Origin of the sequence: Paenisporosarcina sp. OV554 (genome assembly GCF_003058165.1) — a bacterium.
Taxonomy (GTDB): Bacteria; Bacillota; Bacilli; order Bacillales_A; family Planococcaceae; genus Paenisporosarcina.
The window spans coordinates 1-3114 of sequence record NZ_QBUC01000058.1 but is presented as its reverse complement, the minus strand read 5'-3'; the positions used below and the strand labels follow the sequence as shown (position 1 = coordinate 3114).

The 3114-nt window shown below is 32.9% G+C and carries 3 protein-coding genes; 1 reads left to right on the top strand and 2 read right to left on the bottom strand.

Annotated features, from left to right (window positions below):
- Positions 1–150: 150 nt before the first annotated feature.
- Positions 151–330, bottom strand: a complete 180-nt coding sequence (locus C8K15_RS20505; protein WP_108588102.1) for a hypothetical protein — start codon at positions 328–330, stop codon at positions 151–153.
- A gap of 69 nt (positions 331–399) precedes the next feature.
- Entirely contained in the window at positions 400–768 is a 369-nt protein-coding gene (locus C8K15_RS19780) for a YhfM domain-containing protein (protein WP_108588101.1), read from the bottom strand.
- 1554 nt (positions 769–2322) lie between these two features.
- On the opposite strand from C8K15_RS19780, the gene C8K15_RS19775 reads away from it, so the two are divergent.
- Positions 2323–3006 (top strand): hypothetical protein, encoded by a 684-nt coding sequence (locus C8K15_RS19775; RefSeq protein ID WP_108588100.1) that lies wholly within the window; start codon positions 2323–2325, stop codon positions 3004–3006.
- The last annotated feature ends 108 nt before the right edge of the window (positions 3007–3114 follow it).

Sequence of the window (3114 nt, the reverse complement as noted above, 5' to 3'; positions counted from 1 at the left end):
ACGAATACATTCAGTTTACTGGAAGTTCGATTCTATTTGGCGAAAGTGTAAAAAGGATCTTAGCGGAAACTGTCAATTTTATATTAGCGTTTACATCCCATTGACATTCAATATCTCGTGCAATAGTGAAACACGTTAAATCATTTTCATTCAAGTCTTCTTTTTTTGATTTTGTCGTCTAGAAATTCCAACAAGTATAGTAGCTACTATTATTGCAATTGTATTTACTAAAGTTGCAACTCCTTCATCCTCGATAAACATATAACTAATGGCAACTGTTATCGCGATACAAATCATAATGTTATTAAAATTTTTTCCAATAAAATTCATAGATTCTCCTTTTTCACTTTCTTATTTCAACTAAAGCACCAGTTAGTTGAGTAAGAGTTCTAATGTTTTTTACGTTTGTTTTTCATTTATTTTGTAATAACCATTCTTATTACTAATTAGAAGAGTTGTGTTTTTATCGAAGTTTTCGTAGACGTGAATTACCTCCGTATTTTTATCTTTGTAGATTAGTTGAATCTTGTATGTTGGTTCACTTGCAAGTTTGTACTCAATATTCTTAGGAAGATTATTTGCCCTATTCAATATACCTGCAATAGTAGCTATTTTTTCTTTATCAGTTGTTGTTTTTCCATCTTCAAATGGTTCATCATATCTTTGTATTGTCATACTTTCAATTTTCGAAAACCTATTAAAAAACAAATTAAAACCTATAACGAATATAAAAACTATCATTTTCAATATTAAAATCTTTTTTTTCATATTACTCCCCCTCTTTATAATTAACCTCAAAGTTATATTCTATCGACTTTTTAAATTAACCAGCCCGTTAGTTCAAGAACGTTCATCTTATTTTTATCATGAATATCCATTTAACCTATTATTAGGAATTGTGACTGTTAAGTGTTTTAACCTATGAATTCGCAACACGGCAATAACTTAACTTCTTTCTAGCATCACTGATGTTTACCCCCCTATTGTTGACTACTAGTGTTGTGTCGTCTATAAGTGATCAAAAAATGAAATAATATAGTGGTCTACAAGTAGTTAGTGACTTATTAGTGGAACACGAGTGATTAACCACTTGTAGTTAAGCAATTAAAGTACAACAGTTGTAATTTCAAAAAGCGAGCCCAATTCACAAAGAATTGGACTCGCTTTGATTATCATTCAACGTCATATCACAATCGCATAAGTAGGCAATGACTTTACAAAATGCAATGGTTTTCAATTGATATTAAAGGGAATTTATTAAGTTTGTCGAACTAGATTTATTAATAAGGTTTGTGTGAAATTTTGATTATCTTATGCAAGTGGTCTACAGGTGCTGTATGGTTCACTAGTAATCAAAACCAGTTTTAGTTTTATGTCCTACTAGTGGTTAGTGAACCACTAATGATTATTAAGACAAATTGTATATGTGATCTATTGATGCTTAGTAGTCTACAAGTAGCTAGTAAAGGTAATTCTTTAATGCTCTACGAGTGGTAGTAGTCTACAAGTAGCTAGTAAATAAAATTCTTAAATGCTCTACGAGTGGTTAGTTGTCTACAAGTGGCTAGTAAATGAAATTCTTTAATGATCTATGAGTGGTTAGTAGTCCACTAGTGGCTGATAAATGAAATTTTTTAATTCTCAACAAGTGATTAGTGTTCTACAAGTGACTAGTAAATGAAATTCTTTAATGATCTATGAGTGGTTAGTAGTCTACTAGTGGCTGGTAAATGGAATGTTTTAATGTTCTACGAGTGATTAATGGTCTACTAGTGGCTAGTAAATGAAATTCATTAATGTTCTACGAGTCGTTAATGGTCTACAAGTGGCTAGTAAATGAAATTCTTTAATGCGCTACAAGTAGTTAGTAGTCTATAAGTGACTAGTAAACGAAATTCTTTAATGTTCTACTAGTAGTTAGTTGTCTACAAGTAGCTAGTGTATGAAATTATTTAATGTTCTACGAGTGGTTAGTGGTCTACTAGTGGCTAGTAAATATATTATTTAATGCTCTACGAGTAGTGAGTGATTTAGTTATGTTACATGAGTGATTCAACATTTGTTATTGGCTGGTTCATGATTAATGAAAGATGGGATTCACTCCAGATATAGATCACTGACTTGTGGTCCACTAGTGGTTAGTAGTCTACAAGTAGCTAGAAAAGATAATTCTTTAATGGTCCACGAGTGGTTGATGATTCAGTATTGTTACACAAGTGATTCATCATTAGTTATTATGTGGTTCATAACTAGTGCTCCATTTGTGGAGTACTAGTCACTAGTAGACCACTTTTACTTTAAGGAAAAGGCGGCGGTATGTACATGGAGTTAAAAGAGGCAGTTTGGCATATAAGTGACTTCACAGAAGAAATACAAAGAAGATACGAAGAAGAAACAACTATTAAAGAGTCTGTTCATTTTAATACCGTCGATAAATGGTTTAGAGACCTTGAAAAAAAAGGTATTCATTACATTCAAAGAGTAGCTGAAAAAAAGGTATATGATGAATTAGATATAGACATTGCCGTATTCATCATGGAAAAAAGATCTCAAAAATGGAGTTTAGATGCGATTTCCAACGTTCTTTCAGCCAATCTAGAAGTGAGGCCATTTCCAGACTTAAAGAATGATGAGTCACAAGTGCTGAGTGAGTCACAAGTGATGGTCGAGATGGGCCGTAAATTCGAAAAAATGCAGCAAGAGTTTGAAGAAAGAATGCTCCATGAACTGGATTTAAAGAAAAAAGAACTGGAACAACAATTGTTAAACAGGTTGCCAAAACCCAAAACAAATCAAGAAATTAGAGCTGAAAAAACAGACATCATGATTTCATCTGTTCGAGAGCGTTATGAAATAGAAGAAAAAGCGATTGCGGAATGGAACACGCAGCCGATGGAGCAAAGGGTAAAAAAAGTCGGCTTTTTCCGTAAGGAAGAAGATATGCTGAAGAGAGACAACTTTATTAGGGAATATGTTAAAAAATACTTTGAGAATGTGGTTAGGTAGCTTTTCTTCTTGAACTAACGGGGCAGCATTCCTGTTTGAAGGATGTTCGAGGTCTTGAAAGAAAAAGAGCCCTCTAGTATGATGCATGAGTGTCAACGACCATTGACC